At 54.2% G+C, this 24,946-nt stretch carries 22 protein-coding genes and 2 pseudogenes; 15 read left to right on the forward strand and 9 right to left on the reverse strand.

The window, feature by feature from the left end; translation table 11 throughout:
• The first annotated feature begins 63 nt into the window (after positions 1-63).
• Positions 64-1,242, forward strand: a complete 1,179-nt coding sequence (xylR, locus tag INT84_RS15595) for a D-xylose utilization transcriptional activator XylR (RefSeq protein WP_194207524.1) — start codon at positions 64-66, stop codon at positions 1,240-1,242.
• A 317-nt stretch (positions 1,243-1,559) separates the two neighbouring features.
• Here xylR and INT84_RS15600 read toward each other — a convergent pair whose 3' ends face one another.
• The 3 genes and pseudogenes from INT84_RS15600 to INT84_RS24445 all read right to left on the reverse strand — a co-directional run.
• Complete coding sequence (locus INT84_RS15600) at positions 1,560-1,706, reverse strand: hypothetical protein (RefSeq protein WP_194207525.1); 147 nt, start codon at positions 1,704-1,706, stop codon at positions 1,560-1,562.
• A complete protein-coding gene (locus INT84_RS15605; protein WP_194207526.1) occupies positions 1,703-2,044 on the reverse strand; it encodes a hypothetical protein in 342 nt (113 codons plus the stop codon). The genes INT84_RS15600 and INT84_RS15605 overlap by 4 nt, the downstream gene beginning before the upstream one ends.
• A 302-nt stretch (positions 2,045-2,346) precedes the next feature.
• Positions 2,347-2,451: pseudogene (locus tag INT84_RS24445) on the reverse strand (RHS repeat domain-containing protein); the annotation flags it as partial.
• Between the two features lie 171 nt (positions 2,452-2,622).
• Here INT84_RS24445 and INT84_RS15610 point away from each other — a divergent pair.
• A pseudogene (locus INT84_RS15610) lies at positions 2,623-2,898 on the forward strand (SymE family type I addiction module toxin); the annotation flags it as partial.
• Positions 2,899-2,975: 77 nt separating this feature from the next.
• Here INT84_RS15610 and INT84_RS15615 read toward each other — a convergent pair.
• The 3 genes from INT84_RS15615 to INT84_RS15630 all read right to left on the reverse strand — a co-directional run bounded on the left by INT84_RS15615 (position 2,976) and on the right by INT84_RS15630 (position 6,859).
• Positions 2,976-3,185 (reverse strand): DUF2283 domain-containing protein, encoded by a 210-nt coding sequence (locus tag INT84_RS15615; protein ID WP_194207527.1) that lies wholly within the window; start codon positions 3,183-3,185, stop codon positions 2,976-2,978.
• 2 nt (positions 3,186-3,187) lie between these two features.
• Positions 3,188-5,857 (reverse strand): type VI secretion system tip protein TssI/VgrG, encoded by a 2,670-nt coding sequence (tssI, locus tag INT84_RS24235; RefSeq protein ID WP_228066289.1) that lies wholly within the window; start codon positions 5,855-5,857, stop codon positions 3,188-3,190.
• Between the two features lie 180 nt (positions 5,858-6,037).
• Entirely contained in the window at positions 6,038-6,859 is an 822-nt protein-coding gene (locus INT84_RS15630; RefSeq protein WP_194207528.1) for a protein bax, read from the reverse strand.
• A 316-nt stretch (positions 6,860-7,175) separates the two neighbouring features.
• Between INT84_RS15630 and INT84_RS15635 the strand changes: the two genes are divergently transcribed.
• Complete coding sequence (locus INT84_RS15635; RefSeq protein WP_194207529.1) at positions 7,176-9,209, forward strand: alpha-amylase; 2,034 nt, start codon at positions 7,176-7,178, stop codon at positions 9,207-9,209.
• Positions 9,210-9,377: 168 nt separating this feature from the next.
• The gene (avtA, locus tag INT84_RS15640; RefSeq protein WP_194207530.1) at positions 9,378-10,628 is read left to right on the forward strand and encodes a valine--pyruvate transaminase; all 1,251 of its coding nucleotides are present in this window, start codon (positions 9,378-9,380) and stop codon (positions 10,626-10,628) included.
• Here the strand turns inward: avtA and INT84_RS15645 are convergent.
• Both INT84_RS15645 and yiaJ read right to left on the reverse strand, forming a co-directional pair.
• Positions 10,547-11,101 carry a 4Fe-4S dicluster domain-containing protein gene (locus INT84_RS15645; protein ID WP_194207531.1) on the reverse strand — a complete coding sequence of 185 codons (555 nt, stop codon included), beginning with the start codon at positions 11,099-11,101 and terminating at the stop codon, positions 10,547-10,549. The genes avtA and INT84_RS15645 overlap by 82 nt on opposite strands.
• Positions 11,102-11,411: 310 nt before the next feature.
• Entirely contained in the window at positions 11,412-12,227 is an 816-nt protein-coding gene (gene yiaJ / locus INT84_RS15650; RefSeq protein ID WP_194207532.1) for an IclR family transcriptional regulator YiaJ, read from the reverse strand.
• A gap of 224 nt (positions 12,228-12,451) precedes the next feature.
• Here yiaJ and yiaK point away from each other — a divergent pair, with 224 nt between their 5' ends.
• The 8 genes from yiaK (at position 12,452) to araD (ending at position 20,088) form a co-directional block, all read left to right on the forward strand.
• Positions 12,452-13,480 (forward strand): 3-dehydro-L-gulonate 2-dehydrogenase, encoded by a 1,029-nt coding sequence (yiaK, locus tag INT84_RS15655; RefSeq protein WP_194207533.1) that lies wholly within the window; start codon positions 12,452-12,454, stop codon positions 13,478-13,480.
• Entirely contained in the window at positions 13,461-13,925 is a 465-nt protein-coding gene (locus INT84_RS15660; protein WP_194207718.1) for a YhcH/YjgK/YiaL family protein, read from the forward strand. Before yiaK ends, INT84_RS15660 begins: the two co-directional genes overlap by 20 nt.
• Positions 13,926-13,969: 44 nt before the next feature.
• Positions 13,970-14,902 carry a DUF4862 family protein gene (locus tag INT84_RS15665; protein ID WP_194207534.1) on the forward strand — a complete coding sequence of 311 codons (933 nt, stop codon included), beginning with the start codon at positions 13,970-13,972 and terminating at the stop codon, positions 14,900-14,902.
• A gap of 54 nt (positions 14,903-14,956) precedes the next feature.
• Positions 14,957-16,276, forward strand: coding sequence for an MFS transporter (locus tag INT84_RS15670; protein WP_194207535.1), 1,320 nt, complete (start codon positions 14,957-14,959; stop codon positions 16,274-16,276).
• A 104-nt stretch (positions 16,277-16,380) separates the two neighbouring features.
• Positions 16,381-17,886: an FGGY-family carbohydrate kinase gene (locus INT84_RS15675; RefSeq protein WP_194207719.1), complete on the forward strand. Its 1,506-nt coding sequence runs from the start codon at positions 16,381-16,383 to the stop codon at positions 17,884-17,886.
• Positions 17,883-18,539 (forward strand): 3-keto-L-gulonate-6-phosphate decarboxylase UlaD, encoded by a 657-nt coding sequence (gene ulaD / locus INT84_RS15680; protein ID WP_194207536.1) that lies wholly within the window; start codon positions 17,883-17,885, stop codon positions 18,537-18,539. Before INT84_RS15675 ends, ulaD begins: the two co-directional genes overlap by 4 nt.
• Positions 18,539-19,399 (forward strand): L-ribulose-5-phosphate 3-epimerase, encoded by an 861-nt coding sequence (locus INT84_RS15685; RefSeq protein WP_194207537.1) that lies wholly within the window; start codon positions 18,539-18,541, stop codon positions 19,397-19,399. The genes ulaD and INT84_RS15685 overlap by 1 nt, the downstream gene beginning before the upstream one ends.
• Positions 19,393-20,088, forward strand: a complete 696-nt coding sequence (araD, locus tag INT84_RS15690) for an L-ribulose-5-phosphate 4-epimerase (protein WP_194207538.1) — start codon at positions 19,393-19,395, stop codon at positions 20,086-20,088. Before INT84_RS15685 ends, araD begins: the two co-directional genes overlap by 7 nt.
• On the opposite strand, the gene INT84_RS15695 is transcribed toward araD, so the two are convergent.
• Positions 20,089-20,907, reverse strand: coding sequence for a helix-turn-helix domain-containing protein (locus INT84_RS15695; protein WP_194207539.1), 819 nt, complete (start codon positions 20,905-20,907; stop codon positions 20,089-20,091). It lies immediately after the preceding gene.
• Between the two features lie 259 nt (positions 20,908-21,166).
• On the opposite strand from INT84_RS15695, the gene INT84_RS15700 reads away from it, so the two are divergent.
• The 3 genes from INT84_RS15700 to INT84_RS15710 all read left to right on the forward strand — a co-directional run bounded on the left by INT84_RS15700 (position 21,167) and on the right by INT84_RS15710 (position 24,932).
• Positions 21,167-22,567 carry an MFS transporter gene (locus INT84_RS15700; RefSeq protein ID WP_194207540.1) on the forward strand — a complete coding sequence of 467 codons (1,401 nt, stop codon included), beginning with the start codon at positions 21,167-21,169 and terminating at the stop codon, positions 22,565-22,567.
• A complete protein-coding gene (locus INT84_RS15705) occupies positions 22,554-24,527 on the forward strand; it encodes a glycoside hydrolase family 127 protein (protein ID WP_194207541.1) in 1,974 nt (657 codons plus the stop codon). Before INT84_RS15700 ends, INT84_RS15705 begins: the two co-directional genes overlap by 14 nt.
• Before the next feature lie 93 nt (positions 24,528-24,620).
• Complete coding sequence (locus INT84_RS15710) at positions 24,621-24,932, forward strand: hypothetical protein (RefSeq protein ID WP_194207542.1); 312 nt, start codon at positions 24,621-24,623, stop codon at positions 24,930-24,932.
• Positions 24,933-24,946 lie beyond the last annotated feature (14 nt).

A 24,946-nucleotide genomic window follows, 5' to 3' on the forward strand; every position in this document is an offset into this window, starting at 1 on the left:
ACTACCGGCACGGATTGCCGATAGTGCTTTTCACTATGCGATGATTCACGGGAAAAAGGCATCATGTTTGAAAAACGTCACCGCATTACGCTGTTATTCAATGCTAATAAAGCCTACGACCGCCAGGTCGTTGAGGGCGTAGGGGAATATTTACAGGCGTCACAATCAGAATGGGACATCTTTATTGAAGAAGATTTCCGCGCCCGTATCGAAAATATCAAAGAGTGGCTGGGTGACGGCGTTATTGCTGACTATGACGATCCGGAAATCGAACTACTACTAGCCGATGTTGGCGTCCCTATCGTCGGCGTCGGCGGCTCTTATCACCTGCCAGAGCGCTATCCGGCGGTACACTACATCGCTACCGATAACTATGCGCTGGTCGAAAGTGCTTTTCTGCACCTTAAGGAAAAAGGGGTAAACCGTTTTGCTTTTTATGGCTTGCCCTTTTCCAGCGGCAAACGCTGGGCCGTTGAGCGAGAACATGCTTTCTGTCAATTAGTCGCTCAGGAGAAATACCGCGGTGTGGTGTATCAGGGGCAGCAAACTGCGCCGGAAAACTGGCAGCATGCGCAAAACCGGCTTGCCGACTGGCTGCAAACGCTGCCGCCGCAGACCGGCATTATTGCCGTTACCGACGCCAGGGCGCGGCATATCCTTCAGGCCTGCGAGCACCTGCATATTCCGGTCCCGGAAAAGCTGTGCGTCATCGGCATTGATAACGAAGAGCTGACCCGCTACCTCTCCCGAGTGGCGCTGTCATCCGTGGCGCAGGGCACGCGCCAGATGGGCTATCAGGCCGCCAAGCTGCTGCACCGCTTAATGGATAACGAAGAAATGCCGTTACAGCGCGTGCTCGTTCCCCCCATGCGCGTTATTGAGCGCCGCTCGACCGACTACCGCTCGCTGAACGATCCGGCGGTGATTCAGGCGATGCACTATATCCGCAACAATGCCTGTAAAGGCATCAAGGTGGATCAGGTGCTGGATTCTGTCGGCATCTCCCGGTCAAATCTGGAGAAACGTTTTAAAGACGAGGTTGGCGAGACGATCCACGCGGTGATCCATGCGGAAAAACTGGAGAAGGCCCGTAGCCTGCTGATTTCCACATCGCTGTCGATCAACGAAATTTCCCAGATGTGCGGCTACCCTTCGCTGCAATATTTTTATTCGGTGTTTAAGAAAGAGTATGACGCCACGCCGAAGGATTACCGGGAGCGGTATAGTGAGGTGATGGTGTAAGAATGTTTACTCTAAAATCCAGTGGTATTAATCCAGGCTACTTGCTAAAACTCTGTGACATAACTGTAACCAAGAATAAGGACCAAAGGGCTGAGAGGTGGTGGCTTTGCGATCGGAATAAAGGTTATTGCGAAGATTTCAGAGTGACACATTATGCTGATGATGGATAATGACAAGGCGCGGGAGATGTGTGGGCAGTTTTAGCAAGTCTACAGGTGGTTAAGAGGATTAATGATGTGCTAGTTTAGTGGACTGAACGGGGATTAGATAATAAAAAAGCCAGGGAAGATTTAATAATCTATCTCGGCTTAATCTTCTTAAAATGGAATCTTTATTTCTTTCCCTAGTTTTATTTTAAAATAACTTGATAGTTTATGAAATAAATTACGCCACTCTGAAATATAATCCTTTGCATCAATAATTATTACGAAATCGTCTTCTTTTTTATTCGGATAACCAGTCATATCACCTTTCTTGAACAAAAATAAAAGACAAGAACCTCTTGTCTCATACAAAAATAAAAATCGGAACCTTGCTTACAAAACCAAATTTCATTCTTAACCATCAGGCCATTATCAACAGAAATAATATATTCAATAATATCATCGTAGCAAACAGAAAAATCAAAAAATAAATTGAGAATAACTTTATGCCCATCATTAAATGATAAAATCAACGAACCCGTAACAAACTGAGATAGTTCTTCCAAGACATATTGAAATGGGGTTGTATCCATTTCTTCTTCATTCAAATCACTATCGATATTTATAGGTTTATCTTTGATCTCTAAACTTATCTTCATCTATTGATCTCCGGGAACATAAGAGAATGATGTGACTGGGCCTTTCTTATCACTGATAAGAACCCTAACCACATCTGTCAATTTACTTGAACCATCAGGATAATAAACAGTAGATGGCTTTGATACAGTGACATCATGAACACCAGGAGTTATCGGTGCTTTTCCAAAAGCATCTTCTATAATTCTATTATCGCTGAAATGTCCTTGTGGGTTTCCTGTAGTTCTGGCTCTATCAATCATGGATCGAGGACTATTTTGAGAGCCATGTCGATTACGTGAATGTCCGTATTTTTGGCATTCATACCTGCTTTATGATCTGGCTTACAACTTAGACCTAAAGGATCAATCCAGCTCAAAGGGTTTGGTGCGTATTGGTAGAGGTTTAAGCCGCCTTTTAGCCCTATCGGGCCGGGACAACGAATCTACCCTATCGGCGGATCATGCTACCGTTTTCGTTCATACATTCCTGAAATTACCAAGTCACAATTCATACGCTACCGCCACACCCTGATAAATTAAGCTATCTGCACGATATCTATTTTACTATTTAATCACCAGATTAAGTACAAAAAAATTCATCCAAAGCACAGCGCCGCTATAAAGTTGGCTACGTCAGTGCCCGCCACGAAAACCGCAGGAATATCGCTAAAACCTACTATTCATATCATCCCAGCCTGCACCTTAAAGGCGACTGGCTGAAAGAGGCGGGATTTGACACCGGGCGCGGCGTGACCGTGAAAATATCGGAGGGGCGCATTGTGCTGATGGCGGATAATAACGAGGTGCAGGAACTGCGCGAGCAGCTTTATCAGGCTAAACAGGTGGTTAAGGGGATTAAGGATGTGCTTGTTTAGTGGAATGAACGGGGATTAAAATAATAAAAAGCCGGGAAGATTTAATATCTCCTCGGCTTTTTAATTAGTGATTCTTTCTAATCAAATAAAAACTCCATGCCAATAATTTCGCCATCCTTGTCAAAATCTAAAATTATTTCTGGACCTTGATAGTCATTAATTATTGAATGCAAAGAGATTTGTTTTGCTGTTATCCCGGGAGTACCTTTCCCGGGATGTTTCGGAAGGAATAAATAGGCTATATCGCCATCTTTATTACTTTCTAGTTGCATTTTGGCTTTAGACATATTTACTCCAACAGTTTAATAAGAACTGTTTTAATTTTTGCAGTTCCATTTTTAGCGATTTGATATACAACCATTCCATTATTTCCCGCTGGAACCAATACCCGATCAATATGTGCTGTATCTGGTCTTGTGCCTGAAGGAAATCCATTCAATTCGATATCTTTACCTAAGGCTTTTAAAGCATCAGAAGCAGTTTTCCTGTCCGGATAGACGCCTCGTTCAACCGCTCGATCTATTGCATGGGGTAAATTTGAATTAGAGACTTTTTTAGGCCTATCTATACCACCACACGTTAACCCAAGCGGATCGATCCAGCTTAACGGATTTGTCGCATACTGGTAAAGGTTTAATCCCCCCGCCAGCCCGATCGGGTCAGGCTGCGAGAACCGGCCACTTTCCGGCAAAAAATACCTTAACGTATTGTAGTGAAGCCCCGTTTCCCTGTCCAGATACTGCCCCGCAAAACGCAGGTTCTGCTCCGGGTACATCGAATAAATATCACTCCGGTCCTCATGCCTGACCCTGCCCCACAGCCACATCCGCGCACGCCAGACTGTCTGCCCTTCGCTGTCCGTCATGCACTGTGGACAGCCGTTCGGCAGCGTGTGGTAGTAAAGTACCCGCTGTTGCGGCGCCTTTCCTCCGCTGTAGCTGTCCACCCGCGCCAGCGGCTGCCAGCTCTCTTCCTCATACAGGTACAGCGTGTGGGCAGACGGCGTTTTCTCATTATACTCGCCACACAGCCGCATCCCGCTCCACTCATACACCGTTTTCTGCGGCTCCGGTTTGCCAGCCCGCCAGGCTGTCTTCTCCGTCCGTCTGCCCAGCGCATCGTAACTGAACGCCACTTCACGCCAGTCGTGGTCGTTCAGTATCTCCACCTTCACCAGCCGGTGCGCATCGTCATAATGCATCCACTGCTTCACCCCGGTGCGCGTGTTCTCCCGCCTGTCCAGCCGACCGAATCCGTCCCAGGTGTAACGGTATTCCCCGCTGTACGTCACCTGGTTACCCGGCGCTTCCGGCAGCCGCGACGGGTATCCGCCGCTGCGCAGCACGTTCATCGCACCGTCATGGCTGAACGTCTCGCTGTAACCGTCCTGCTCGTGGCGCACCACCTGCCCGCGCGCATCGTAGCTGAACTCATCTTCCTGCGGCGCGCCCTCCCGCAGCGGCGGCATGGCCTTCGCATACTGGCAGCTCAGGCGGTACAGCTCATCCCGGCTGTCCCAATGATAACGGCTGTCCAGCACCGGCGTCATCAGCTCCGGCGCTTTCAGCCCGCTGCTCTGCCGCGTCAGCTGTCCGCAGATATTGTACGCCCGGTACTGGTTCAGCCTGCCCTGCGTGCGGCGGATTTCACGGTGCAGCTCGTCGCGCTCATATTCGGCAACCACTTCCCGGCCCCCCACACTCTCCAGATGGGTCTGGAGCAGGTGCCCGCTGCCGTAGTACAGGTGACGCAGAGTCCGCCCGCCCGGAAAGTGCTCTGCCGTCCGGTTCCCCAGCGCGTCGTGGTCATGGCGGTAACAGCCGCTGTGGTTATGCTCGGCGGTCAGCCGCCCCAGTTTGTCATATTCGAAACACAGTTCCGTGATGCCGTCTGCGGTGATATCCCGGAGGGTGGTTTTCAGTAACCCGTACTCATATTCCGTTCGCCGTGATGCGGTGATGCTGGCGGTCTGCCGCCCCAGCGCATCATATTCAAAGCGGGTGACCAGCGGCGCGCCGCCGCCGGCCGGCGTTTCGGTCTGCGTCAGCAGACGGCCCAGCGCATCGCGCTGATACGTTTTTTCCACGCCGGTCAGCCCGGTTTCCTTTGTCAGATGGTCGCGCGCGTCATACTCAAACCGGTACGCTTCGCCTTTTTCATTGTGCAGGCGGGTCAGACGCCCCAGCGCATCGTAACCGAAACGCAGCGTGTAATCCTGGTGCTCTCCCGCATGCTCAAAGCGGCCCGCCCAGCCGGGGCGTTTAAAGGTGTAGTCCTTGCCGGTGACGGATGAGGGGCGTATCTGCGCGCTGTGCCGGAACTGGCTGATACAGAGTGTGCTGACTTCAGTACGGGTGTTCGGGTTCCACGGGATGTCAAAGGCCTCCGGCAGGAAACGGACCGTGTCACACAGCACCAGGCTCTGGTCGTCGCTCTGCTGCGCGTGCTCCTCGTAGAAGAATATCCCCTCCTCCGCCGCCATCCGCGCCAGAAAGTCGTAATCCGTTTCCCCGTACTGCACGCAGAACTCCCGCGGCGGATGCGGTTCACTGAACAGCGGACTCCACTCCGTCACCCCGTTCTCCTGCAGCATCGTCCCCAGAATGCTTTTTATGTCCTCGTTCTGGAATATCCGCGAGTTCTGTCTCAGCGCCGCCCGCCACAGCGGCGGGCGCACCCTCATGCTGTACAGCATCCGGTTGCCGTCGTATTCTCCCTGTTCAAACCAGGTCACCACGCCCTTCACCCGGCGCTGTATCTCCGTGCCCTGCCAGATTTTCAGGTGCGCCGTCTTTTCCAGCAACTGCGCAAACTCTATGTTGTGCAGTTGCTGGCTGACCAGCGAGATATCGAGGGTGAACAGCGAGGAAAGGGACTGGTCCAGATGAAAGGACACCACCGCCAGTGCATCCTGCGGCAGCCCGTCCACCTCCAGTGTGAAACGTAATCCTGTTGACATAAAAAATCCTTTCTTTTGAAGAGGGATTAATCTATACCGTCAGGCTAAGAAAAAAAGCGGGAGTTAATTGTTAAGCGAAACTTTAGGAAAAAATTTAGGAGAAAGGAGGAATTAACCTCCTGCTTAACAACAAAAAACCCGGAAAGGCGAACCGTTCCGGGTTTAAAGAAGACGTAACGATTACATATGCGCCGCAATCAACCGCTGGTTATCCTGATACATGGAAAACAGGAAGTTGTTATAGCTTGAGCCTTTGGTGGAGTAACCTTCCAGCTTATGAATCATTGCCGTCGCCGTCACTTCCTGATCCGCTTTACGCAGTTGCGCACGCGACTTACGGAAAGACGTGTAGGCCGGGTGAGTATTCAGATTAACGACATAGGCGTTAACCGACTCTTTCACCGAACCAAACTGCGAGTAGCCTTTTACTTTACCCGGCGCGTTGGTACAACGACCCTTCGCACATTTCATGCCAAAGAGATTGTTATTATTACGTGCCAGCTTTGAGGTACCCCAGCCGCTTTCTGCGGCAGCCATAGTCGCAACCATGCTGCCCGGAATAATATCAACGCGCTCAAGCAGTTTGTTCCACGGAACACGACGCGTATTGCCAGACCAGCTAATCTTATAGCGCTTCGTAATATCCTTCAGGCGTGAACGCTCCGCAGGCGACCATTGGCTGCTATATTGCTTTGAGATCAGCCAGTTACGTTCTGCCGTAATCGCTGCATTTTGACTGGTAATATAAGGCATGACCGTCCGGAGAAACGCTTTTTTTCTTGGTGTTCCGGAAGGGTATTTTCGCAAGTCAGGGAGTGAACTACTTAAATCACTATTGCGAGAATACTCTTGTTTACTGCTAACCTTTTTATTACTTGTCGCTGTTATTCGGGCTATATCACTCGCTGTTGTGTGCGTTTTTGCAAACGTCCCACCCGAAAAAGCATAGGTGAGTAACATGAGTATCATGGCCCCATATCGTCGAAGGGGAGTCGATATCATTAAGTCTCCTGGTCGGATTTAAGCATCCAAACGCCTTAGTTATGTTAGGGAAATAAGCACTGAGCCCCGAACCTTACCAAAAATATCCTTCATGAGCACGTAAAGGAATAGAGAAAATCCGAAATAATGTCACGTGTAAAGTGTAAACATTGCTCATTTACGCGCCATAAGTGCTACGGACCTCTCACTTTTTGCCGTTTTTTTGCGCGCCGTCACTCACCCTGTACCATCCTCCCCGTCAGGTTGCTTTTAAGGAGGAGCACGCGATAAGGATTTGTGTGCAAAATGCGCTAAATCACCGTGACAGGACATCGCCATGAAATTCGCCGCACTTTTACCGCTGCTGCTTCCCGGCATGGCAATCGCTGCCTGGAATGCGCCCGGCTTTCCGGCGTTCACGCCGGAAGGTACTGGAAAATTCATTAGTCAGGCTGCACTCACGAAGGGTACGCGCCCTTTAACCTTAAATTTTGACCAGCAGTGCTGGCAGCCAGCGGACGCCATTAAGCTCAACCAGATGCTGTCGCTTAAGCCCTGTAGCGGCGATGCGCCCCAGTGGCGTCTGTTCCGCGATGGTGATTATCAACTGGAAGTCGATACCCGCTCCGGCACGCCGACCCTGACGATCCGCGTGCAAAGCCCCGCGCAGGAAACCCGCGCAGCCGTTATCCGTCAGTGTCCGAGGTGGGATGGTAAACCTTTGACGCTGGATGTCAGCCAGACTTTTCCGGAAGGCAGCGTCGTGCGCGATTTTTATAGTCAGCAAACCGCGACCGTCCAGCAGGGCAAAATTACCCTCTTACCCGCCGCCGGAAGCCAGGGTCTTTTACTGCTGGAGCGCGCGGAAACCGATGCTCCCGCCGCATTCGACTGGCACAACGCCACCGTCTATTTCGTGCTGACCGATCGTTTTGTCAATGGCGATCCCGCTAACGATAACAGCTACGGTCGACATAAAGACGGAATGGAAGAGATTGGCACCTTCCACGGCGGCGATTTAAAAGGGCTGACCAGCAAGCTGGACTACTTACAACAACTCGGCGTCAATGCGCTATGGATAAGCTCGCCGCTTGAGCAAATCCACGGCTGGGTAGGCGGCGGAACGAAAGGCGATTTTCCACACTATGCCTATCACGGTTATTACACCCAGGACTGGACCCGGCTGGACGCCAATATGGGCGATGAGGCGGATCTGCATAAACTGGTTGATGAGGCGCATAAACGCGGCATCCGTATTCTTTTTGACGTAGTGATGAACCATACCGGCTACGCCACCCTTGCAGATATGCAGGAGTACCAGTTCGGCGCGCTGTATCTTAAAGGTGACGAGCTGAAAAAAACGCTGGGCGATCGCTGGACCGACTGGAAACCCGCCGCCGGACAGAGCTGGCACAGCTTTAACGATTACATTAACTTCAGCGATAAAGCGAGCTGGGACAGGTGGTGGGGCAAGAACTGGATCCGCACTGACATCGGCGATTATGACAATCCCGGTTTTGACGATCTGACCATGTCGCTGGCCTTTCTGCCTGATTTAAAAACCGAATCCACCACGCCATCCGGTTTGCCGGTGTTTTATCAGCACAAGCCCGACACGCGCGCCAAAGCCATCGCGGGTTACACACCGCGTGATTATCTCACCCGCTGGTTAAGTCAATGGGTACGCGATTTCGGTATTGACGGCTTCCGGGTCGATACCGCAAAACACGTTGAGATGGAGGGCTGGCAGCAGCTTAAAACCCAGGCCAGCGAGGCGCTTGCGGCGTGGAAAGCGGCGAACCCCACTAAAGCGCTGGACGACGCGCCGTTCTGGATGACCGGCGAATCCTGGGGCCACGGCGTGATGCAGAGCGGCTACTACCGCCACGGTTTTGATGCGATGATCAACTTCGATTATCAGGAGCAGGCCGCGGGCGCAGTTGACTGCCTGGCGAATATCGACCCTGTCTGGCAGCACATGGCGGATAAGCTCCAGACCTTTAACGTATTGAGTTACCTTTCTTCCCACGATACCCGCCTGTTCCGCGAAGGCGGCAGCAAAGCAGCAGAACTGCTTTTACTGGCCCCCGGCGCGGTACAGATTTTTTATGGCGATGAGTCGGCGCGGCCTTTTGGTCCCACCGGATCGGACCCGCTTCAGGGCACGCGTTCGCAGATGAACTGGCAGGATATCGCCGGGAAAGCCTCAGAGGATGTCGCGCACTGGCAAAAACTTGGCCAGTTCCGCGCCCGTCATCCGGCGGTCGGCGAGGGTAAACAGACCACGCTGACGCTATCGCAGGGATACGGTTTTATTCGCAAAAAAGGCGACGATACCGTAATGGTCGTCTGGGCAGGAAAAGAGGAATAATATATCGACTGCGGGGGCGCGCGCCGCCCTCGCGCACCAGCATAAAAATCTGTGTTGGTAATAAATTGTAGTTAAATTCGTCATCCATTCCCCGTTTCCCCGATTTGCACCGCGTCACAGGGCGCGTTATCGTTACTCTCTTTCAAACAGGCCCGACAGATCTCCGCTATGACATTTTCCCTTTTCGGCGACAAATTTACCCGCCATTCAGGCATTACCCGCCTGATGGAGGACCTTAACGACGGTTTACGCACGCCAGGCGCAATCATGCTGGGCGGCGGCAATCCGGCGCAAATCCCGGCGATGACCGACTACTTTCATCAGCTACTTGCCGATATGCTGGCAAACGGCAACGCCACGGACGCGCTATGCAATTACGACGGTCCGCAGGGGAAAAGCGAATTACTGGCGCTGCTGGCGGATATGCTACGTAAAGAGCTGGGCTGGGATATTGAACCGCAGAATATTGCACTAACAAACGGCAGTCAGAGTGCATTTTTCTACTTATTTAACCTTTTTGCCGGGCGACGCGCCGACGGTACCACGCGCAAGGTGCTTTTTCCGCTGGCACCGGAGTACATTGGCTATGCCGATGCGGGGCTGGAAGAGGATCTGTTCGTCTCCGCACGCCCTAATATTGAACTGCTGCCGGAAGGGCAGTTTAAGTATCACGTTGATTTTGAACATCTGCACGTAGGCGAAGATACGGGAATGATTTGCGTCTCGCGCCCGACCAACCCGACGGGCAACGTCATCACCGATGAAGAGATCATGAAGCTGGATGTGCTGGCCAACCAGCACGGCATCCCGCTGGTGATCGACAACGCCTACGGCGTCCCCTTCCCCGGCATCATTTTTAGCGAAGCGCGCCCGCTGTGGAACCCGAATATCGTGCTGTGTATGAGCCTGTCCAAACTGGGCCTGCCGGGAAGCCGCTGCGGAATTATCATCGCTAATGAAAAAATCATCTCCGCTATTACCAACATGAATGGCATCATCAGCCTGGCACCGGGCGGTATGGGTCCGGCGATGATGTGCGAGATGATTAAGCGTAACGATTTATTGCGCCTGTCGGAAACGGTCATCAAACCGTTTTACTACCAGCGCGTGCAGGAGACGGTCGCCATTATTCGCCGTTATCTGCCGGAAGAACGCTGTTTGATCCACAAACCTGAAGGCGCGATTTTCCTCTGGCTGTGGTTTAAAGATTTGCCCATCTCAACCGAGCTGCTATACCAGCGTCTGAAAAAACGCGGCGTGCTGATGGTGCCCGGCGACTACTTCTTCCCCGGTCTGGACAAACCCTGGCCGCACACCCACCAGTGCATGCGGATGAACTACGTGCCGGACCCGGAGAAAATCGAGGCGGGGGTAAAAATCCTCGCCGAAGAGATCGAACGCGCCTGGCTGGAAGGATAAACGCCGCGCGGCGTATGTAGCCGCGCGCGTTGTAATTGATCCGGATCGAGACATTCAAGCGCATGGGTCGGGCAGGCTTCAACGCAGGCCGGGCCGCCGTCGCGATGCAGGCAGAGATCGCACTTCAGCGCCTGTACCTGCTGCGGCGTCGTTACCACCTGCATCGCGCCAAACGGACAGGCGACCATGCAACTTTTGCAACCGATACAACGGCTTTGCTCAACCAGAATCGCACCGTTGCGGCGGCTAATCGCGCCGTTGGGACACACCCTGGCGCAGGGTGCGCCTTCGCAATGATGGCAGGTAACGGCGGTAGAAAAGGTATCCGCTTTAATCATCCGAATACGTGGAATAAAGGCGGCGGCGGTTAACGCGGCGCAATCCTGCTGCGCCTGATGCGACACCGCGCAGGCGACTTCGCAGGTGCGACAGCCGATGCATTTTGTGGAATCGGCGCGAATAAATCGATTCATGCCTTTCTCCGGCAGAGGAAAAAAAGCAGAGTGCCAGAGAAGATGGCGTCAGTGCTTTGATCCGACGCGGGAAAGGAGAAAGATTTGTCAGATGCCAGAAACGATCTGGCGTTCAGACTAACAGATAACACGATGTTGCTAGCTGTTTGACCTTTCTGCCGGGTGGCGCTTCGCTTACCCGGCCTACAAAATCAGCGATATCAAAGGATTATGTATCATTTGTAGGCCCGTGCAAGCGAAGCGCCGCCGGGCATTCAATGGGAAACTCCTTTTTCAGCAATGTGCTGCCAGAAAGACGCTGACATGTGTTTTATTCCCGCACGCTGAAACCCAGCTCGTTAGAGATAGCCTGCGCGGTCTCCCGCAACGGCTTAAGCAAATTTTTCTCACCGATCTGCTTGAGGCGCGAAGTAGAAAGCGAAATCGAAATCGCATAGGGCACGCGGTGGTGAATATCAAACACCGGTACGGCAATACATGACACGCCCAGCTCGTTCTCTTCCCTGTCCATCGCCATCCTGCTCTCGCGAATTTGCGCCAGCTCATCGTACATCGCTGGCAGGCCGGTAATCGTATTGCGGGTTAACGGCTGAATACTGTCCTGATGGCTCTGCCAGTAGGTCTCCACATAATCCGGATGCCCGAACGCCATATAAATCTTCCCCATCGCCGAACAGTAGAGCGGCATATGCTGCCCGATATAGGCGCGGGTGCGCAGCATGCCGGTCGTCGGCTCCAGCTTGTAGATCAGGATCGCATGATCGTCTTCGCGGCTGGAAAAATTAATGGTCTCCCCGGTCGCCAGGTTCAGCGCCTCCAGATGCGGCGCGGCAACGTGGATAATATTCAGCGACGAAAGCGCCTTCTGTCCCACCGCAATAAATTTCGTCGTCAGCCGGTAGCTGCCTGCCGCAGGCGCGGGCGTCACGTAGCCGCAGGACTGTAAACCCTGCAACAGACGATGAACGGTACTTTTATTTAGCCCGGCCAGTTCGGACAGATGCGCCAGAGGACAGCCGTTCGGATAGTTGCTGAGGATCTCAATCAGCATTAAGCCACGAAACAGGCTCTGGCTGCCGGCGGGCCTCTCTTTATCCTGCATCACATCGCTCTCTTTCGTACTCATTGCTCGCTCCTTTTTGTCGCGTCCTGATGGTAGCGCAAAGTGTGGTTCAGTTCACGATCTGGACTGAAAAATTACAAGCTATTGATTTCTAATATTTTAAAAAACAGCGCTTCCCATTGATCTGTTAAATATTGGTCGTTATATTTGAAATCAGATTTCGCATAGTGAAATTAAGAGCTAAAAAATCACTCACAGCGTTAAGCAAAGACGGGAGAACAAGAGGGATGAAAGTCACATTTGAACAGTTGAAAGCGGCTTTTAATCAGGTGCTGCTTTCACGCGGGGTCGCCAGCGACACGGCCGATGCCTGTGCGGAAATGTTTGCCCGCACCACCGAATCCGGCGTGTATTCGCACGGCGTAAACCGATTTCCACGTTTTATTCAGCAACTCGATGCGGGCGACATCATTCCCGACGCGGTACCGAAACGCATTGTCAGCCTCGGCGCGATCGAGCAGTGGGATGCGCAGCGTTCAATTGGCAATTTGACGGCGAAGAAGATGATGGATCGCGCGACCGAGCTGGCATCGGATCACGGTATCGGGCTGGTCGCCCTGCGTAACGCTAATCACTGGATGCGCGGCGGCAGTTACGGCTGGCAGGCGGCGGAGAAAGGCTATATTGGCATCTGCTGGACCAACTCGATTGCAGTCATGCCGCCGTGGGGGGCGAAAGCGTGCCGCATTGGCACCAATCCGCTGATCGTCGCCATCCCGTCGAACCCCATCACGATGGTGGATATGTCGATGTCGATGTTCTCTTACGGCATGCTGGAGGTGAACCGACTGGCGGGCCGTACGCTGCCGGTGGACGGCGGCTTCGATGATGACGGTCAACTGACCAAAGAGCCGGGGGTGATCGAGAAAAACCGCCGCATTCTGCCGATGGGCTACTGGAAGGGTTCCGGGCTTTCTATCGTGCTGGACATGATTGCCACCCTGCTTTCTGACGGCGCTTCGGTCGCTGAAGTCACCCAGGATAACAGCGACGAATATGGCGTCTCGCAGATTTTCATCGCCATTGAAGTCGATAAGCTGATCGACGGCCCGACGCGCGACGCCAAACTTCAGCGCATCATGGACTTTGTAACCACCGCCGACCGTTCCGATGAAAACGTGGAAATCCGCCTGCCGGGTCATGAATTTACCCGCCTGCTGGAGGAAAACCGTCGCAACGGCATCACCATTGATGACAGCGTATGGGCGAAAATTCAGGCGCTACAGGAGACGGATGATGATCTTCGGTCACATTAACCAACCCAATCCTTGTCGCCTGCCCGCGGCAATCGAAAAGGCGCTCGATTTTTTGCGCACTACGGATTTCCGTCAGCTCAATCCGGGCGTCAAAGAGATCGACGGAAAAGATATTTTTGCCCAGATTATCGATTTAACCACCCGCGAAGCGCAGGAGAATAAGCCAGAAGTGCACCGCCGCTATCTGGATATCCAGTTTCTCGCGTGGGGAGAAGAGAAAATAGGTATTGCCATCGACACCGGCAACAATGAAATTAGCGAATCACTGCTTGAAGAGCGCGATATTATTTTTTATCACCAGAGCGAAAACGAATCTTTTATGGAAATGGTGCCGGGCAGTTACGCCATATTTTTCCCGCAGGATGTACATCGTCCTGCCTGTAATAAAACAGCGGCAACGCCTATTCGTAAAATTGTCGTCAAGGTTGCCCTCGCGGCGCTTTAATTACTTGCATATTTATCAAACCCGATAAATATCAGGAGCACAATATGAAAAGCAATAACGCCGGTTATATTATTGGCGCGTACCCCTGCGCGCCATCTTTTCACCAGAAAAGTGAAGAGGAGGAAAGCGCATTCTGGCGACAGCTCGCCGATACCGCAGGTATACGCGGACTGGAGCAGCCCTGCCTGGAAAATCTGCATCCTTATGGTGACGAGTGGTTATGGCAACACACGCCGGGAGAGTGGCAGATCGTTGTCACCGCCATTATGGAAACCATGCGCCGCCGGGGGATCAACGGTGGTTTTGGTCTTGCCTCCAGCGATGAAAACCAGCGTCGGGCCTGCGTTGATTACTATCGCCATCTGCATCAGAAAATTGCCGCTGTTAACGCCAGGCACGGCGGCAAAGTGATCGCTCTGGAAATCCAGGCAGCTCCGCTGGCAGGCAACGCCGATGTGGATCAGGCAACCGAGGCGTTCGCCCGTTCAATAAAAGAGATCGCCCGCTGGGACTGGTCATGCAAGCTGGTGCTGGAGCACTGTGATGCGATGACGCAGCCTGCGCCGCGCAAAGGCTTTCTGCCGCTGGAGAACGTGCTGGATGTGCTCAACGGCTACGATATCAGCGTCTGTATTAACTGGGCGCGCTCCGCCATTGAAGGCCGTAATACCACGCTGCCGCTGACGCATACGCAAATGGCAAAACAGGCGGTGAAACTCGGCGCGCTCATGTTCTCCGGCACGACGGAAACGGGCGATTACGGCGAGTGGCAGGATTTACATTCGCCCTTTGCCCCGTTCTGCGAAGAGAGTTTGCTGACGGCGGATCGCGTGCGTGAATTATTTAATGCGGCCGATGCTGCAACTCTGCAATTTGCCGGTATCAAACTGCTTGAAATAGATGCTAATGCTGATGTCGGGCATCGCGTTGCGATTTTACGCAACGGCATAGATGCAATGAACACAGCAACAAAATAAAAACAAATTTTGCGCCATTACACCAGAACAAAACTTTTTTATGAGAAAACCATCATGAATACTTTATCTGGCTCTACACCTGCGGGCATTCCGCATCAACGCTGGCTAAGAATAATTCCACCTATTCTTATCGCCTGTATTATTTCGTATATGGACCGCGTTAATATCGCCTTCGCTATGCCCGGCGGCATGGATGAAGAACTGGGTATTTCCGCCACTATGGCCGGGCTGGCAGGCGGCATCTTCTTTATTGGCTATCTCTTTTTGCAGGTGCCGGGCGGTAAAATCGCCGTCCACGGCAGCGGTAAGAAGTTTATCGGCTGGTCGTTGGTCGCCTGGGCAGTGATTTCCGTGCTGACCGGCCTTATCACTAACCAGTATCAGCTGCTGGCGCTGCGTTTTCTGCTGGGGGTGGCTGAAGGGGGAATGTTACCGGTGGTGCTGACGATGATCAGCAACTGGTTCCCGGATGCCGAGCGCGGACGCGCTAACGCTATCGTGATTATGTTTGTGCCGATTGCCGGGATCATCACCGCGCCGCTCTCCGGCTGGATCATCACCGTGCTGGACTGGCGCTGGCTGTTCATCATCGAAGGTCTGCTGTCGGTAGTGGTGCTGGTGCTGTGGGCGTTTACCGTTTATGACCGTCCGCAGGAGGCGCGCTGGATTTCTGAGGCCGAGAAAAATTATCTGGTCGAGACGCTGGCCGCTGAGCAGCAGGCCATCGTGGGGAAAGAGGTCAAAAACGCGTCGCTTAGCGCAGTGCTGTCCGACAAAACTATGTGGCAGTTGATCGCACTGAACTTCTTTTATCAGACCGGGATATACGGTTATACCCTATGGCTTCCAACCATTCTCAAAGAGCTGACGCACACCAGCATCGGCCAGGTAGGCATGCTGGCCGTTCTGCCCTACGTCGGGGCGATTGCGGGCATGTTCCTCTTCTCCTCCCTGTCGGACCGCACCGGCAAACGTAAGTTGTTTGTTTCCCTGCCGCTGATTGGCTTTGCGCTGTGCATGTTTTTGTCCGTCACGCTGAAAGCCCATATCTGGCTCTCCTATGCCGCGCTGGTCGGCTGCGGTTTCTTCCTGCAATCCGCCGCAGGGGTGTTCTGGACCATTCCGGCACGCCTGTTCAGCGCCGAAATGGCGGGCGGCGCGCGCGGGGTGATTAACGCGCTCGGCAACCTCGGCGGCTTCTGCGGCCCTTACGCGGTCGGCGTGCTGATCACGCTCTACAGCAAAGATGCGGGCGTGTACTGCCTTGCTATCTCGTTGGCGCTGGCGGCGCTGATGGCGCTGCTGCTGCCCGCGAAATGCGATGCCAGGGCTGAAAGTACCCGCCCGGTAAATCCGCGTAAACGCGAAGCGTAACGCAACAATGCCTGATGGCGCTGCGCTTATCAGGCCTGGAAAACATGGCGGCTACCTGTAGCCCCGGTAAGCGCAGCGCCACCGGGGGCAACGAGATGATAACGATGAGTGAAAAAGAGACCTTCTGGCTGGGTATCGATTGTGGCGGTACTTATCTGAAAGCCGGTTTATACGATCGCCAGGGCAAGGAGCACGGAATCGCCCGCCAGCCGCTGCGCACGTTAAGTCCGCAAGCCGGTTATGCGGAACGGGATATGTCCGCGCTGTGGCAACATTGCGCAACTACTATTGCCCGTCTGTTACTGAAGACGGGCGTAACAGGCCAGCAAATCCGGGGCGTTGGCATTTCCGCGCAGGGCAAGGGATTGTTCCTGCTGGATAAAAACGATCAGCCGTTAGGTAACGCCATCCTCTCCTCCGACCGTCGGGCGCTGGAGATCGTCCGTCGCTGGCAGCAGGACGGTATTCCGGACACGCTCTATCCGCATACGCGTCAGACCTTGTGGACCGGGCATCCGGTCTCGCTATTGCGCTGGATAAAAGAGCATGAGCCGCAGCGCTATGCCCGTATCGGCAGCGTGATGATGGGACATGATTACCTGCGCTGGTGCCTGACTGGCGTTAAGGGCGCGGAAGAGAGCAACATCTCAGAGTCCAATCTTTATAACATGCATGACGGACGCTATGACCCGGCCCTGACCCGCTGGCTCGGCATCAGCGAGATCGACACTACCCTGCCACCGATTGTTGGCTCAACAGAAATATGCGGGGAAATCACCGCTCAGGCAGCCGCCATCACCGGTCTCGCGGCGGGAACTCCCGTCGTGGGCGGTCTGTTTGATGTGGTTTCCACCGCACTTTGTGCGGGCCTTAACGATGAGCATACCCTCAATGCGGTGATGGGCACCTGGGCTGTCACCAGCGGTATCGCCGACGCGCTGCGTAACAACGAAACGCATCCTTACGTCTACGGTCGTTACGCCGCGCCCGGCCAGTACATCGTTCATGAGGCCAGCCCTACCTCCTCCGGCAATCTGGAGTGGCTGACCGCGCAGTGGGGCGAAATGTCGTTTGAGGAGATTAACCGTAGCGTCGCCGACCTGCCGAAAGCGGGCAGCGATCTGTTCTTTCTGCCCTTTCTCTACGGCAGCAATGCCGGGCTGGAGATGACCTGCGGATTCTACGGCATGCAGGCAATGCATACCCGCGCGCATCTTCTTCAGGCGGTTTTTGAGGGCGTGGTGTTCAGCCATATGACCCATCTCAACCGAATGCGCGAACGCTTTCGCGACGTCCATACCCTGAGAGTGACCGGCGGTCCGGCACATTCTGAGGTCTGGATGCAGATGCTTGCCGACGTCAGCGGCCTGCCGCTGGAGCTGCCGCAAATTGAAGAAACCGGCTGTTTCGGGGCCGCCCTGGTGGCGCAGGTCGGGACCGGCATTTACGCCAGCCTTCACGACGCGCAGCGTTCGCTGACCTGGAACCTGCGAACCGTTACCCCGGACGCCACCCCACACGCCAGTTACCAACGCAAATACCAGCGTTACCAGATCCTGATTGAAGCACTTCAGGGCTTTCATGCCCGTATTAAGGAGCACAACGTATGAGCCGACCTCTTTTGCAACTGGCGCTCGACCACACCCGTCTTGTTGACGCGCAGCGCGACGTCAGCCTGCTAAAAAACCACGTCGATATCGTCGAAGCGGGCACCATTCTGTGTCTGACCGAAGGTCTTGGCGCGGTTAAAGCGCTACGCGACCAGTGTCCGGAGAAGATTATTGTCGCTGACTGGAAGGTCGCGGACGCCGGAGAAACGCTGGCGCAGCAGGCGTTCGACGCAGGCGCGAACTGGATGACCATTATCTGCGCCGCGCCACTTGCGACCATCGAAAAAGGTCATGCGGTCGCGCTGGCACGCGGCGGGGAAATCCAGATTGAACTGTTCGGCAACTGGACGCTGAATGATGCCCGCGACTGGTACCGCGTCGGGGTTCGCCAGGCCATTTACCACCGGGGCCGCGACGCGCAGGCCAGCGGCCAGCAATGGGGCGAGGTCGATCTGGCGCGCATGAAGGCGCTCTCCGATATCGGTCTTGAACTGTCCATTACCGGCGGTATTACGCCAGCCGATCTGCCGCTATTTAAGGATATCCGCGTAAAAGCCTTTATTGCCGGACGTGCGCTGGCAGGTGCCAGCGATCCCGCCCAGGTCGCTGCGGAATTCCACGCGCAGATCCGGGCCATCTGGGGAGAGCAATAATGCGCAGCCATCCGTTAGGTATTTATGAAAAAGCGCTGGCAAAAGAGCTGAGCTGGCCGGAGCGGCTGGTGCTGGCGAAAAGCTGCGGCTTCGATTTTGTTGAGATGTCGGTGGATGAAACCGACGAACGCCTGTCGCGTCTGGAGTGGAGCACCGCCCAGCGCGCCTCGCTGGTGCAGGCCATGCTGGAAACCGGCGTCGCTATTCCCTCAATGTGTCTTTCCGCCCATCGTCGTTTTCCCTTCGGCAGCCGCGATGAAACCGTTCGCGCCCGGGCACGCGAGATCATGAGCAAAGCGATCCGCCTGGCCCGCGATTTAGGTATTCGCACCATTCAACTGGCTGGTTACGACGTCTATTACGAAGAACACGATGAAGGCACGCAGCAACGTTTTGCCGAAGGGCTGGCGTGGGCTGTAGAGCAGGCCGCCGCGTCGCAGGTGATGCTGGCGGTAGAAATTATGGATACCGCCTTTATGAACTCCATCAGCAAATGGAAAAAATGGGATGAACTGCTCGCCTCGCCGTGGTTCAGCGTCTACCCGGACGTCGGCAATCTGAGCGCCTGGGGCAACGATGTTCAGGCGGAACTTTCGCTGGGTATCGATCGCATCGCGGCTATTCATCTCAAAGACACCCAGCCCGTCACCGCGCAAAGTCCCGGGCAGTTTCGCGATGTGCCTTTTGGCGAAGGCTGCGTCGATTTCGTTAGCATTTTCAGCACATTACGCAAGCTGAATTACCGCGGCGCATTTCTGATTGAGATGTGGACCGAGAAAGCCAACGAGCCGGTTCTGGAAATTATTCAGGCGCGCCGCTGGATTGAAGCCCGCATGCAGGAAGGAGGATTGATATGTTAGAACAACTGAAAGCCGAGGTACTGGCGGCAAACCTGGCGCTGCCCGCTCATCATCTGGTGACGTTTACGTGGGGCAACGTCAGCGCCATCGATCGTGACCGCGGTCTGATGGTGATTAAACCCTCCGGCGTTGATTATGACGTCATGACCGCCAGCGATATGGTGGTGGTAGAAATCGCCACCGGTAAGGTGGTAGAAGGCGATAAAAAGCCCTCTTCCGATACCCCTACCCATCTGGCGCTGTATCGCCGCTATCCCGGCATCGGCGGCATTGTCCATACCCATTCACGCCATGCGACCATCTGGTCGCAGGCGGGCCGCGATTTGCCCGCGTGGGGCACCACGCATGCTGACTATTTCTACGGCACCATTCCCTGCACCCGGCGGATGACCCAGGCGGAGATCGCGGGTGAATATGAGTACCAGACCGGCGAAGTGATTATTAAAACCTTTGCAGAACGCGGCCTTGATCCCATGCAGGTCCCGGCGGTGCTGGTCCATTCTCACGGACCGTTTGCGTGGGGGAAAAACGCCGCCGACGCGGTGCATAACGCCGTGGTGCTGGAGGAGTGCGCCTGTATGGGATTGTTTTCCCTCCAGCTCAGCCCGGATCTCCCTGATATGCAACCCGAACTGCTGGATAAACACTATCTGCGCAAGCACGGGAAAACCGCTTATTACGGGCAGTGATCATGCCGAGTTAATATGCTCTTTACAGTACCGTCGCTTCCAGGCGGCGGGCGTTAACCCGGTATGTTTACGGAAGATTTGCCGGAAATAGCCCACATCGCTGAAACCGCACAGCCCGGCGACCTCTTTCAGCGAGCGGGCGTCGCTGATAAGCAGTTTTTCCGCCGCCCGCACCCGCTGGCGGTGGATGGCGTCGGTCAGCGTCAGGCGGAAAACCCGGCGGTAAACGCGTCCCAGATAATCCGCGTTGCAGTGCAGCTCTTTTGCCAGCGCAGAGGTGGAGAGCGGAAGATGAAACTGGGTACGGATAAGCTGCTGCGCTTTCCACGCCAGCACCGTACCCGCATCATCGGTATCCGTTTTATGGTCCGCCCCCAGCGCAATTTGTTGCAGGATCAGCAGTAACGCTAATTCCAGCGCCACGCTACGCTGTAGACTTTCCTGCTCGTTAAGGAATTGCCTAAATAGCGACATCATATATTGCGGGTCACCCACTTTAACGTGCTGCGGTATAGCAAGGTGGGTTAACCATTCGCCATGATGCGCTTCTTTTGTCACGTCAAAATGTAGCCAATAAAATTTTAGATCGGCGGGAAAATCACCCACGCCGACATGATGACGCTGCGGCCATAATACCAGGCTCTCTCCGGCGTTCACCGCAAATACATTCTCCTCTTCCTGAATCGTTAATGTCCCTTTTTCAACAAAAATAACTTCCCACGAGGTGAGTTTTCGCGCGGGATGGCTCCCCATACCACGCGAAATAAACAACCCGCCATTCTGTGCCTTCACCGGAAGCGCTATGGATAATTCAAGCATAGACATTCATTATTCAGCTCTTTGCCGACCGTGATTTAACTTTATTTATTGATTATTCACCAAATTACGCTGCCCGACAGGATCGCCATCACATTTTGATCATCAGGTCGGAATCGTCATCTTTATCTACTACCCTGCTCCCTTGTTGACGAATTTTTTCCATGCAAAATTTACAGGGTACTTTGCAAATTACAAAAAAGACCGCCAGCGAATAAGCGGTGAATGCTGGATAAAATTTCGATTACGCGAGGAGTTATTTATGACTTCCACCCCAATTACTGCCACAGAAATTACGCAAAAAGCACTTGATGAAAAACTGTCGATTCGTGAAAAAATCGGCTACGGGCTGGGCGATGCCGGCGGGACAGTGATCACCTGTCTGATCATGAATTTTTTAACCTTTTTCTATACTGATATTTTCGGCCTGACGCCCGCATTGGTCGGCACGTTATTTATCGCCCTGCGCGTGTTCGACGCCATTTCCGATCCGTTGATGGGAGTTATCGCCGACCGCACCCAAAGCCGCTGGGGACGATTTCGTCCCTGGCAACTGTGGATCGCGCTGCCGATTGGTATTATCGGCGTGCTGACCTTCACCGTACCGGACGCCAGCATGGGCATAAAAATCGCCTGGGCATTCGGCACCTATCTGCTGCTCTCGGTAGGCTATACCGCCATCAACGTCCCCTATTGCGCGCTGATTAACACGATGACCACCCGGCATAGCGAGGTGATCTCCTGCCAGTCATGGCGATTTGTCCTGTGCGGGGTGGCCGGTTTTCTGGTCTCCGTGGGCCTGCCGTGGCTGGTCGCCGAGCTGGGCAACGGCAATGCGGCGCGCGGTTATCAATTGGGCGTCGGCGTGTTGTGTGCGGTTGCCGTCGTCATGTTCCTGTGCTGCTTTTTCTGGGTACGCGAGCGCGTTTCACTCAGCGCGATGGGCAACTTCACCCTGCGGGAGCATCTGGCCGGACTACGTAAAAACGATCAGCTTTTGCTGATGCTGGTCATGTCGTTTCTGCTGATTAACGTGTTTAACATCCGCGGCGGCGGCTATATGTATTTCATCACCTATGCCCTCGAAGGCAGTACGGCTTATACCTCACTCTTTTTCACGATGGTGACTTTTGCCTCCATTCTCGGTTCGGTGATCGTCAACCCGCTCTCGCGCCGGATTGATACGGTAAAACTCTACTACTACACCAATCTGGTACTGGCGGCGCTGGCGGTCGCGATGTGGTTTCTGCCGATCGGCCCGGCTTACCAGACGCTGTGGCTGGCGGTCATTCTCGGGAACGGCATTATTCTTGGTTTTACGCTGCCGCTGCACTTCTCGCTGATGGCGTTTGCCGATGACTACGGCGAATGGAAAACCGGCGTGCGTTCTTCGGGCATGAACTTTGCGTTTAACCTGTTTTTCATCAAGCTGGCCTGGGCTGCCAGCGCGGGCATTATCAGCCTGGTCTTTATTTTCGTGGCGTATCAGCCGGGCCTGAGTAATCAAACTGCCAGTTCACTCCAGGGCATTACCGCCATGGAAACCCTGCTGCCCGCCCTTTTCCATCTGCTGCTGGCGTTTTCGATCCGCGCCTGCCGCCTTAATAATCCGATGATGGCGCGTATTGCCACCGATTTGCGTCAGCGCCATGCCCACGTTTAAGGAGTCTGTAATGGAAGTCGATCTGCATAAACTGAAAGTGAACGATCCGTTTCTCGGCCAGTATCAACAGCTGGTGCGCGACGTGGTGATCCCTTATCAGTGGGACGCGCTTAACGATCGCATCCCCGAAACCGATCCCAGCCACGCGATAGAAAATTTCCGCATTGCGGCGGGTCTTCAGGAGGGTGAGTTTTACGGCATGGTGTTTCAGGATAGCGACGTGGCGAAATGGCTGGAAGCGGTCGCCTGGTCGTTGTGCCAGAAACCCGATCCGCAGCTGGAAAAAACCGCCGATGAGGTCATCGAACTGGTTGCCGCCGCCCAGTGCGAGGACGGTTATCTGAACACGTATTTTACGGTCAAAGCGCCGGAAGATCGCTGGACCAATCTGGCGGAGTGCCATGAACTTTATTGCGCCGGGCATATGATTGAGGCGGCGGTGGCCTTCTTCCAGGCGACGGGTAAACGCCGCCTGCTGGACGTTGTCTGTCGGCTGGCCGATCATATCGATAGCGTGTTTGGTCCCGGTGAAGAGCAGCTTCATGGCTATCCAGGCCATCCGGAGATCGAACTGGCGCTGATGCGGCTCTACGAAGTCACACAGGAGCCGCGCTACCTGACGCTGGTGAATTATTTTGTTGAGCAGCGCGGCACGCAGCCGCACTTTTACGACGTCGAATATGAAAAGCGCGGGAAAACATCTTACTGGAATAACTACGGTCCGGCATGGATGGTGAAAGACAAAGCCTACAGCCAGGCGCATCAACCGCTGGCCGAACAGCAGACCGCCATTGGTCACGCGGTGCGATTTGTCTATCTGATGACCGGCGTGGCACACCTGGCGCGTTTAAGTCAGGATGAAGGCAAGCGGCAGGACTGCCTGCGTCTGTGGAAAAACATGGCCCAGCGTCAGCTCTATATTACCGGCGGTATCGGTTCGCAGAGCAGCGGCGAAGCCTTCAGCAGCGACTACGATTTACCCAATGATACTGTCTATGCTGAAAGCTGCGCCTCCATCGGGCTGATGATGTTTGCCCGCCGGATGCTGGAAATGGAGGCCGACAGCCAGTATGCCGACGTGATGGAGCGCGCGCTTTACAACACCGTCCTTGGCGGAATGGCGCTCGACGGCAAGCACTTTTTCTACGTCAATCCGCTGGAGGTACACCCGCGGTCGCTGAAGTTTAACCATATCTACGATCACGTAAAACCCGTGCGCCAGCGCTGGTTTGGCTGCGCCTGCTGCCCGCCAAATATCGCCCGCGTGCTGACGTCGCTGGGGCATTATATTTATACGCCGCGCCCGGACGCGCTGTATATCAACCTCTATGTTGGCAACAGCGTGGAGATCCCGGTCGGTAACGAGACGCTGCGCCTGCGCATTAGCGGCAACTATCCGTGGCAGGAACAGGTGCATATCACCATCGATTCCCCTCAGCAGGTTAATCATACCCTGGCGCTGCGTCTGCCGGACTGGTGCGAGACCCCGCAGGTCACGCTAAACGGCGCGGAGGTTCCCCCTGAGGTACGTAAAGGCTATCTGCACATCTCGCGCCGCTGGCAGGAAGGCGACACCTTAACGCTCACGCTACCGATGCCGATCCGCCGGGTTTACGGTAATCCGCTGGTGCGACACGTGGCGGGAAAAGTCGCCATTCAGCGCGGGCCGCTGGTGTACTGTCTTGAACAGGCGGATAACGGCGAAGAGCTGCATAACCTCTGGTTACCTAAAGAGAGCACCTTTACCGCCTTTGAAGGTAAAGGCATTTTCGCTCACAAAGTGCTGCTTCAGGCAGAAGGCGTGAAGCAGACGACAGCCGACGCCGCGCAGCAACCGCTCTGGCATTACGATGCGCATCCTGCGACGTCCCAACCACAGACGCTAACCTTTATTCCGTGGTTTAGCTGGGCCAACCGCGGCGAGGGGGAGATGCGGATTTGGGTGAATGAAATGCAGTAAGCGATACGGCCCGGCGGCGTGAGTTTGCCGGGTCTCAAGTTATGTCTCATGCTATTCTCTACCGCATTTATACCAGCATAGAGAACAACATAAATGAGTAAAGACATCGCCTCTGGGATCACCGTTAAGCGCGTTAAAGCGTCCGTTATCTATCGTTTAATGCTTATCGGCCTTAGCATTCCGATGTTGATTTTTAGCCTGATTTGCGGGGTGATGGGCATTTTCGGCTATGACATGGTGAGCTGGAATAACGAGACGGTGCACGGCGTGCTCGCCCTGCCGCTGGCGCTGGTGAGCGGGTTGTTTATCAGCGTCCTTTTCACCATGTTCCTCGGGACGATTGTTTGTTTTGGCCTGTGGGTGTATAGCCGTTTTCGTCCGCTACAGGTGAAGGTGTTGGATTAACGTTAGTCCCGCTA

Source organism: Superficieibacter sp. 1612_C1, assembly GCF_015234305.1.
GTDB lineage: Bacteria > Pseudomonadota > Gammaproteobacteria > Enterobacterales > Enterobacteriaceae > Superficieibacter.

What these genes read in the sequence shown, in the direction of transcription:
- INT84_RS15615 (WP_194207527.1), bottom strand. Translation starts at nt 3,185, where the DNA reads ATGTCTAAAGCCAAAATGCAACTAGAAAGTAATAAAGATGGCGATATA.
- INT84_RS15705 (WP_194207541.1), top strand. Translation starts at nt 22,554, where the DNA reads ATGCCCACGTTTAAGGAGTCTGTAATGGAAGTCGATCTGCATAAACTG.
- xylR (WP_194207524.1), top strand. Translation starts at nt 64, where the DNA reads ATGTTTGAAAAACGTCACCGCATTACGCTGTTATTCAATGCTAATAAA.
- INT84_RS15695 (WP_194207539.1), bottom strand. Translation starts at nt 20,907, where the DNA reads ATGCTTGAATTATCCATAGCGCTTCCGGTGAAGGCACAGAATGGCGGG.
- INT84_RS15605 (WP_194207526.1), bottom strand. Translation starts at nt 2,044, where the DNA reads ATGAAGATAAGTTTAGAGATCAAAGATAAACCTATAAATATCGATAGT.
- INT84_RS15710 (WP_194207542.1), top strand. Translation starts at nt 24,621, where the DNA reads ATGAGTAAAGACATCGCCTCTGGGATCACCGTTAAGCGCGTTAAAGCG.
- INT84_RS15600 (WP_194207525.1), bottom strand. Translation starts at nt 1,706, where the DNA reads ATGACTGGTTATCCGAATAAAAAAGAAGACGATTTCGTAATAATTATT.
- INT84_RS15660 (WP_194207718.1), top strand. Translation starts at nt 13,461, where the DNA reads ATGATCTTCGGTCACATTAACCAACCCAATCCTTGTCGCCTGCCCGCG.
- INT84_RS15630 (WP_194207528.1), bottom strand. Translation starts at nt 6,859, where the DNA reads ATGATATCGACTCCCCTTCGACGATATGGGGCCATGATACTCATGTTA.
- araD (WP_194207538.1), top strand. Translation starts at nt 19,393, where the DNA reads ATGTTAGAACAACTGAAAGCCGAGGTACTGGCGGCAAACCTGGCGCTG.
- yiaJ (WP_194207532.1), bottom strand. Translation starts at nt 12,227, where the DNA reads ATGAGTACGAAAGAGAGCGATGTGATGCAGGATAAAGAGAGGCCCGCC.
- INT84_RS15685 (WP_194207537.1), top strand. Translation starts at nt 18,539, where the DNA reads ATGCGCAGCCATCCGTTAGGTATTTATGAAAAAGCGCTGGCAAAAGAG.
- INT84_RS15675 (WP_194207719.1), top strand. Translation starts at nt 16,381, where the DNA reads ATGAGTGAAAAAGAGACCTTCTGGCTGGGTATCGATTGTGGCGGTACT.
- avtA (WP_194207530.1), top strand. Translation starts at nt 9,378, where the DNA reads ATGACATTTTCCCTTTTCGGCGACAAATTTACCCGCCATTCAGGCATT.
- ulaD (WP_194207536.1), top strand. Translation starts at nt 17,883, where the DNA reads ATGAGCCGACCTCTTTTGCAACTGGCGCTCGACCACACCCGTCTTGTT.
- INT84_RS15670 (WP_194207535.1), top strand. Translation starts at nt 14,957, where the DNA reads ATGAATACTTTATCTGGCTCTACACCTGCGGGCATTCCGCATCAACGC.
- INT84_RS15635 (WP_194207529.1), top strand. Translation starts at nt 7,176, where the DNA reads ATGAAATTCGCCGCACTTTTACCGCTGCTGCTTCCCGGCATGGCAATC.
- tssI (WP_228066289.1), bottom strand. Translation starts at nt 5,857, where the DNA reads ATGTCAACAGGATTACGTTTCACACTGGAGGTGGACGGGCTGCCGCAG.
- INT84_RS15700 (WP_194207540.1), top strand. Translation starts at nt 21,167, where the DNA reads ATGACTTCCACCCCAATTACTGCCACAGAAATTACGCAAAAAGCACTT.
- INT84_RS15665 (WP_194207534.1), top strand. Translation starts at nt 13,970, where the DNA reads ATGAAAAGCAATAACGCCGGTTATATTATTGGCGCGTACCCCTGCGCG.
- INT84_RS15645 (WP_194207531.1), bottom strand. Translation starts at nt 11,101, where the DNA reads ATGAATCGATTTATTCGCGCCGATTCCACAAAATGCATCGGCTGTCGC.
- yiaK (WP_194207533.1), top strand. Translation starts at nt 12,452, where the DNA reads ATGAAAGTCACATTTGAACAGTTGAAAGCGGCTTTTAATCAGGTGCTG.